The sequence below is a fragment of the Duganella phyllosphaerae genome (assembly GCF_001758785.1).
Classification (GTDB): Bacteria; Pseudomonadota; Gammaproteobacteria; order Burkholderiales; family Burkholderiaceae_D; genus Rugamonas; species Rugamonas phyllosphaerae.
Window position 1 is genome coordinate 88,528 of the sequence record NZ_LROM01000106.1, and the last position, 7,504, is coordinate 96,031.

Consider the following 7,504-nt stretch of genomic DNA (forward strand, 5'->3'; position numbering starts at 1 on the left):
CTTATTCCCAATCAAGGGCACCTTTCTTCCAGATATACCAAAAACCGACCACGAATTCGGCGATGAAGCTCATCATCACCAGGAATCCGTTCCAGCCCAGTTCGCGTACGGAGACGCCCCAGGGGAAGAAGAATGCCGTTTCCAGATCGAACAAAATAAAGAGGATAGCGACGAGGTAGTAACGCACGTCGAATTTCATGCGCGCATCTTCGAAAGCTTCGAAGCCGCATTCATACGGGGACAGTTTGGCGAAGTCAGGCTTGTTCGGTCCGAGCACGTGGCCCAGTACCTGGGGAAGGATGCCTACGCCGAGACCGACGAGGATGAACAAAAGGACGGGGAGATAATTTTCGAGGTTCACGATTGATGAGCTTTGTTGAACGCTTGGTTTGAAGGACCACACTGCGATGTTTTGCGGTGCTCTTTACGTTCGCCCCAATCGTACAACTTAGACCAGGATCGAACGACACATCCTCGTAAAAAAGCCAGCTCAGGCACTACTCCCTTGCTGGCCTCTAAATTTTTGGTGCCGACGACGAGACTCGAACTCGTACAGCTTGCGCCACTACCCCCTCAAGATAGCGTGTCTACCAATTTCACCACGTCGGCATTCTAAGGCCGCTATTCTACTGCGTTTTTGCCGGCTTGTTAATGCCGTATTGCGAAAAAACAAGAAGAAAAACGATAAATATTTACTTCTCGGTACACTGGTTTAAGTTTTGCCCACCAATGCGCCATTGTGCTGCCAGTTACTGCTAAAACATTGAGCAACCCACTACCCTGTTGCTCAATATTGTGTTCCAAGACCGCTATTATATTACTTTGGGATGGAGTTTGCAGGCGCTGGTGCAGGAGTTTGTGCAGCGGGTGCTGCAGGTGCAACAGGCGCTGGCGTCGGGGCGTTAGGAATGCCGGCCGAACCGGTGGTAGGCGCCGTCGCCGGTGCGGTTGGCAGGGCCTTGTCCATCACGCCGCCGCTCACTGCGCCGCTGTTGTGCTGGGCTGAGATGTAGGCCAGCGCCAGGGTGGCGCTGAAGAAGACCGCCGCTGCCACGCCGGTGGACTTGGACATGAAGTTCGAGGAGCCGGTGGCGCCGAACAGGCTGCCGGAAGCGCCGGAACCGAAGGCCGCGCCCATGTCGGCGCCTTTACCGTGCTGCAACAAGACGAGGCCGATGATGGTCAGGGCCGAAATGACTTGGATGATGACTACCAGGTTGAACATGCTGCTCATGATATTCCATTCAAAATTAAATAGTTTTGTATCGTTTTGTATCGTTTTTTTTAAGCTTGCCAATACGGCGCGGCAGGCTGTTTAACTACATTTTTACAACAGTACTTCTCGTTAAGGGAAAACCCTTAATGTCTTGCTCAGGCGTGGATGATCGCCAGGAAATCCGCCGCCTTGAGTGCGGCGCCACCGATCAGGCCGCCGTCGATGTCGGCCTGGGCCAGCAACTCGACCGCGTTGTCCGGCTTCATGCTGCCGCCGTACAGGATCTGGATCCTGGCAGCGACCTGCTCGCTTTTCCTGGCCACGCAGCCGCGCAGGAAATAATGCGCTTCCTGGGCCATCTGCGGGGTGGCGGTCTTGCCGGTGCCGATCGCCCACACCGGCTCATAGGCCAGCACGACGTTAGACAGCTGCTCGGCCGGAATGACTTCGAGCGCGGCCTGCAACTGGGCGCAGATCACGGTTTCGGTATTGCCGGCTTCGCGGTCTTCCAGGGTTTCGCCCACGCAGATCACGGGGACGAGGCCGGCAGCGAGGGCCACCACGGCTTTTTGCGCAACCAGTTCGTTGGTCTCGCCGTGATACGCGCGCCGCTCGGAGTGGCCGACCAGCACGTATTTCGAGCCGAAATCGGTCAGCATCGACGCTGCCACTTCACCAGTATAGGCGCCGCTGGCGTGGATCGACAGGTCCTGGCCGCCCCAGGCGACCGCGGTGGCGTTCAATTCTTGTTCGCACTGGGCGAGGTAGGGAGCAGGCACACAGACCGCGCAATCGGCGCGGTCGTTGACATCCTTGAGGCCGGAGACGATGCCGGCCAACAGGGCTGCATTGGCAGCGCGGTTGCCGTTCATCTTCCAATTGCCGATAACGAGTTTGCGTCGCATAGTAGCCTAAATTTTCAATAACCTGTGATTTTACCGCGCCCCCGGGGGTGGGTCAAACTTGCATTGGTGAATTTGTTGTTTTGGTTACAAGGAGTTCCGTACTAAATCACCTGCAGCATGATCTTGCCGACATGGGTGCTGCTTTCCATCAGCTCATGCGCCTGCGCCGCCTGCTCCAGCGGAAACACCGAATGAATCACCGGCTTGATCTTGCGCTCGGCCATCAACGGCCACACGAGCTTGAGCAGGTTTTTGGCAATCGCGCCCTTGAACTCAACCGAACGCGGCCGCAAGGTCGCGCCGGTAATCGTCAGGCGGCGGTACAACATCTGCCCCAGGTCCAGCGTGGTCTTGGCGCCGCCCAGCGTGGCGATCAGCGCGATGCGGCCATCGTCGGCCAGGCACGTCACTTCGCGCGGCACATAGTCGCCGCCGACCATGTCGAGGATCACGTCAACGCCACGGTCGGTGGTGAGCGACTTGACCACTTCGACGAAGTCTTCGGTCTTGTAATTGATGCCGCGTTCGGCGCCCAGTTCCTGGCACGCGGCGATCTTGTCGGCGCTGCCGGCGGTGGCAAACACGCGGTGGCCCAGCGCGCTGGCCAGCTGGATCGCTGCCACGCCGATGCCCGAGGTACCGCCCTGCACCAGCAATGTTTCGCTGCCCGTCAGGCGGGCGCGGTCGAACACATTGCTCCAGACCGTGAAATAGTTTTCGGGGATCGTCGCCGCTTCCAGCATGCTCCAGCCCTTCGGTACCGGCAGCACCTGCTCGATCGGCGCCACGCAGTACTCGGCGTAGCCGCCGCCCTGCACCAGCGCGCACACCTGATCGCCAATGTCGAAAGTGGAGTAATCCAGGTCGCCGTCGACGATCTCGCCTGCCACTTCCAGGCCCGGCAAATCGGAGGCGCCCGGCGGCGGTGCGTAGGCACCCTTGCGCTGGAACACGTCAGGACGATTGATGCCGGCCACGTGCACCTTGATCAGCACTTCGCCGGTTTTGACCACGGGCATGGGGCGCTCGCACAACTTCAATACTTCAGGCGAACCGGGTTGGGTGATTTCAATCGCGCGCATGGTGGACCTCTGCAAATGTAAAGAAAAGATTGTACGCGAGGCCACTCCGCCACGCAGGCGGCGCACGCCTGCACGGCTGCAGGCCACTTTATGCAATTGACTTGCAACAACAATGGCGGAGCGCTATTATTGCAACCGTTTTGCATTAAAACCTCATGTGCTGCTGCCCTGCCCCAACCTTGCCGGGCTGCGCCCGCCCCAACCCTCCAATACCATTGCCAGGAATCATGCGCCATCACGTACTTGCAGCTGCCATTCTGTCCACTTTCTCGAGTGCCTACGCAGCCGACGACACCACTCTCCAGACCGTTGAAGTCCGCGCCGACAAGCCGGCCGGCAGCGACACCAGCGTTACGGTCCAGAACGACCGCGCGAACAACCGCACCCTGGGCGACATGCTCGAACAGGTGTCGGGCGTGCAAAGCAGCGCCTTCGGCCCCAACGCCGGCGCGCCGGTGATCCGCAGCCTGTCCGGCAGTCGCGTGCAGATCCTCGAAGACGGCCAGTCGATCATGGGCATGAACGCCATCAGCGGCGACATCAACATCCCGTTCGACCCGCTGTTTGCGCGCAGCGCCACGGTCAGCAAATCGTCGGACAGCGTGCGCTACGGCGGCAACGCCATCGGCGGCAGCGTCAATGTCGATTCCGGCATCTTGTCGCGCAAGATGGAAGACAAGGACCACGAGCTTGAACTGGTGCTGCGCAAGGGCTATAACGACGCCGATGCCCAGGGTCTGCGCCTGAACTTCAACAACAGCAAGAACTTTTCGACCAACATCCAGCTGTCGTTCCAGAGCATCGACCACTACAAGATTCCCGGCAACAGCAAGGCGTCCGTGTGTAATACCGGGCTGTTCCCGGCCACTGGCGGCATCAACAGTTTTATTGCCGACAGCTGCCAGAAAGAGGCGCGCATCCAGCAGATGTACAACAAGTCGTCGCAGCCGTATATCGAGCAATTCATCAGGGATAACCCGGACTGGGCCGATGGCGATTTTTCCTTCTACACCAACAATCCGACCTCGGTGTGGCAGCGCAAGACCTACGTCAATCCGGCCAACCCGGCATATGTGCCGGGCACGCCGCGCACGGTCGAAAACCGCATCAACCGCGATGTCACGCCCGATTATCACGGCACGCTGGGCAACAGCTATTCGAACAACGCGCACTTCGGCGTGGGCACCACGTACTTTTTCAACCAGGGCTACGTGGGCGTGAGCCTGGACAGCAAGGAAAGCAAGTACGGCGTGCCGGGCTTTTCGATGGAGAACAAGTCGTTCGGCGCCAACTACGACGAAGGGTTGCCGGTGGGCGTGAAGATTCGCCAGGATAAATATGCGCTCGAGGGCAAGCTGCTCTCTCCCGTGGCGTACGTGGACAGCGCGGAGCTGCGCGTCTCGCGCCTGAACAACACGTCCGGCGAAACCATCGGCCCGACCAACGCCAACGAGTATGCGTTCGATACCACCCAGGCCGAGCTGCTGCTGGCGCAGCAGCGCGCCGGCGCCCTCTCCGGCGTGGTCGGCGTCTCGCATCGCGCGCGCGATGTGACCGGTAGCGGTCCGCAGTTGTACTTGCCTGACGTTGGCACGACCAGCAACGCGCTGTTCATCCGGCAGAACCTCGACTTCGACTGGGCCTCGTTCGATGCCGGTTTCCGCCACGAGAAGGTGGAACACGAGATCGAAGCAAGCGGGTTCAAAACCTCGCGCAACGCCGCCAATACCAAGTTGGCCGACCGCAAATTCAGCCTGAACAGCTACAACCTGGGCGCCGCCTTCGAGCTGGGCAAGCTGTGGGGCGCCAAGCTGCGCTACGGCTCGTCCGAACGCGCGCCCGACATCAACGAGCTGTACGCGAGCAACCGCCACTACTCGATCATGACGCAAGAGGAAGGCAACCAGAACCTGAAAGCCGAGCGCGCCCGCAACATCGAGCTGAGCGTTCTGTTCGGCCTGGGCGGCTTCAAGCTGACTGGCACCGCTTACCAGATGAAATACGACAATTTCCTGTACCTCGGCCATTCGGGCCTGCAAACCGCCAACCGTCTGCCGCTGAAGTACTGGAAGCAGACCGACACGACCGTGAAAGGCTTCGAGCTCGACGCCTCGCAGGCGTTCAGCCTGGGTAGCTACGGCAAGTTGAACGTCTCGGCCTTCGCCGACCTGGTCAAGAACAAGGCCGATAACCCGGACCGCCTGCGCACGCAAAACGATGGCGAGTACCTGCCCAATATGCCGACCAACCGCTACGGCGCCAACCTGGCGTGGGAACACAGCGGCTGGAAGGCGCGGCTGTCGAGCACTTATTACGACAAGCAGAAATACCTGGGCAAGAGCGTCAGCAACGAAGTACCGCTGGACGCCTACAACATGGTGAACTTCCAGGTCAGCCGCGCGATCGATTCACCTTACGCGCGGGTGACCGGGCTGGAGGTGTTCATCAGCGGCTCGAACCTGCTGAACGACGATGCGCGGCCGAACAACTCGCCTCTGAAATACATCGCACCGTTGCCGGGACGGGCCTTCCAGGTCGGCCTGACGATGAAGCTATAAAGGGGCCTCGACAACCTACTGCGCGACTTGCTATCGCCTCTCCGTTGCTCAGCGTACCTCCGTACGCTTCCGCTACTCAAGACGATATCAAGCCGCTCGCTACAGTTTTCGATGTCCCCTTGCCGGCAACTGGATACCCAGCTTTACTCGCCGCCGGTACGGGATTTACTCGGCAGTGGCGAGTTGGGCTTCCAGCGGGCCGACATGGCCTGCCCTTCCTCGATCTGCTCCGGCGTCATGTGCTTGACCACCGCCGCGCGCTGCTCGGCGGCGTTCGGTGCGCCGCGGGCGGCGGCCAGGTTCCACAGCATGTAGGCGATCACGTTATCCTGCGGCACGCCGCCGATATGGTAGCGGTACATCAGCCCCATGGTTTGCAGCGCTTCGCCATGGCCTTGCTGTGCCGCCTTGCGGAACCAGCTCACCGCCTGCTTGTGGTCCTGGATCACCGAGTTGCCGGTGTAGTACATGGCGCCGACCACGTACTGGGCGTCGGCCTTGCCTTGCAGCGCAGCCTTGCGGTGCCACTGGAACGCTTGCTGATAGTCCTGCGGCACGCCGCGTCCCATGTAGTACATCAGGCCCAGCAGGTGCTGGGCGTCGGCGTTGCCGGCGCGCGCCAGGGGCGTGATTTCCTTGAGCGCGGTGCCGTAGTTCTTGTTGTTGTAGGCAGTCGCGCCCTCGGCAAAACCTGCCAGCGCGGCCTGTTGCAGGCCGAAGGCGAGACAGATCGCCAATATGAATTTTTTCATGTCGATTGAGTAGGGAGCGTTTGCAGGCTTACTTCCAGTTGACCTTGCCGAGGCCGTCAACCGAAACATCGCGGTTGACCGGCTTGCCGTACACGGTGGCGGAACCGAGGCCGCTCAGGTCGAGCTTGGCGTTGGAGGTGGCGGTGACGGTAGCGTTGCCGAGCCCACTCAGGTCGAGGTCGATGCTCTCGGCCGTGAACTTCTGGGCGTTGAGGCCGCCGATCCCGCCAAGGTCGGCCTTGAGCAGCTTGCCGCTGCCCCCGAGCACGATGTTGCCGGCGCCGCCCAGGTCGATGTCGACGCGTTCGTTTTCGCTGATCCACAAGTTCATCTTGCCCACGCCGCCGAGCCTGGCGCGCACGGTCTTGTAATCGACGGTGGCCTTCATGCTGCCGGCGCCATCGAGCACCAGTTCCAGTTCCTGGCCGGAGAAGCCGCTGATCTCGGCAGCGCCCAGTCCCTCCATCACCACCTGGCGCAGGTTGGGCAGCACCATCTCGGCGCGCGCGCCGCTGCTGGTACTGATCCTGACGCTGCGCCCGCCGTCGCTTTCCAGTTGCAGGGTATCGCCGCTTTGCGCATAGGTCAGCCGGTCCATGGTGCGCTTGTTGCCGGTGATCGTGAGCGAAGGGACCGGGCCCTGGCGCAGCTTGACATCGACCATGCCATCGATCTTGACCCGCACCACGCGCGCGTCGATGTTGACGGTACGGGTTTCGCTGGTGTCGTCGGCAGCTTGAGCGCGCCCGAACAGCGCGCACGCCGCCGCAAATAGCAAACCGAACTGGAAAATCCTCTTCATGGTCTATCCCTGGCTGATGATTCCACAATCATAACGCCCGCCACGCCCCCACCCGCAAAATTGCGACGAACTGCACAAATCAGGGCATGAACAACCAATTCGGGGTCAGTGCCGACATTCGGACATTGGGGAACTTTTTCAGGCCTGTTTTTTGACTTAATGGCTCAGCTCGTGTCCGAATGTCGGCAC

The 7,504-nt window shown here is 60.4% G+C and carries 7 protein-coding genes and 1 tRNA gene; 1 reads left to right on the forward strand and 7 read right to left on the reverse strand.

The annotated features are described in order from the left end of the window. Window position 1 precedes the first annotated feature (1 nt). The 5 genes from DUPY_RS19400 to DUPY_RS19420 form a co-directional block, all read right to left on the reverse strand. Window positions 2-361, reverse strand: a complete 360-nt coding sequence (locus DUPY_RS19400) for an NADH-quinone oxidoreductase subunit A (protein WP_026637003.1) — start codon at window positions 359-361, stop codon at window positions 2-4. A gap of 163 nt (window positions 362-524) precedes the next feature. Then, a tRNA-Leu gene (locus DUPY_RS19405) sits at window positions 525-609 on the reverse strand. Between the two features lie 208 nt (window positions 610-817). After that, a complete protein-coding gene (secG, locus tag DUPY_RS19410; RefSeq protein ID WP_070250217.1) occupies window positions 818-1,234 on the reverse strand; it encodes a preprotein translocase subunit SecG in 417 nt (138 codons plus the stop codon). 137 nt (window positions 1,235-1,371) lie between these two features. Continuing rightward, a complete protein-coding gene (gene tpiA, locus DUPY_RS19415; protein ID WP_070250219.1) occupies window positions 1,372-2,121 on the reverse strand; it encodes a triose-phosphate isomerase in 750 nt (249 codons plus the stop codon). A gap of 101 nt (window positions 2,122-2,222) precedes the next feature. Then, the gene (locus DUPY_RS19420) at window positions 2,223-3,203 is read right to left on the reverse strand and encodes an NAD(P)H-quinone oxidoreductase (protein WP_070250221.1); all 981 of its coding nucleotides are present in this window, start codon (window positions 3,201-3,203) and stop codon (window positions 2,223-2,225) included. A 227-nt stretch (window positions 3,204-3,430) separates the two neighbouring features. Between DUPY_RS19420 and DUPY_RS19425 the strand changes: the two genes are divergently transcribed. Further along, entirely contained in the window at window positions 3,431-5,761 is a 2,331-nt protein-coding gene (locus DUPY_RS19425; RefSeq protein ID WP_070250223.1) for a TonB-dependent receptor, read from the forward strand. A 143-nt stretch (window positions 5,762-5,904) separates the two neighbouring features. On the opposite strand, the gene DUPY_RS19430 is transcribed toward DUPY_RS19425, so the two are convergent. Together DUPY_RS19430 and DUPY_RS19435 are read right to left on the reverse strand one after the other, a co-directional pair. Next, window positions 5,905-6,513: a tetratricopeptide repeat protein gene (locus DUPY_RS19430; protein WP_070250225.1), complete on the reverse strand. Its 609-nt coding sequence runs from the start codon at window positions 6,511-6,513 to the stop codon at window positions 5,905-5,907. A gap of 28 nt (window positions 6,514-6,541) precedes the next feature. Next, complete coding sequence (locus tag DUPY_RS19435) at window positions 6,542-7,315, reverse strand: GIN domain-containing protein (protein ID WP_070250227.1); 774 nt, start codon at window positions 7,313-7,315, stop codon at window positions 6,542-6,544. Between the last annotated feature and the right edge of the window lie 189 nt (window positions 7,316-7,504).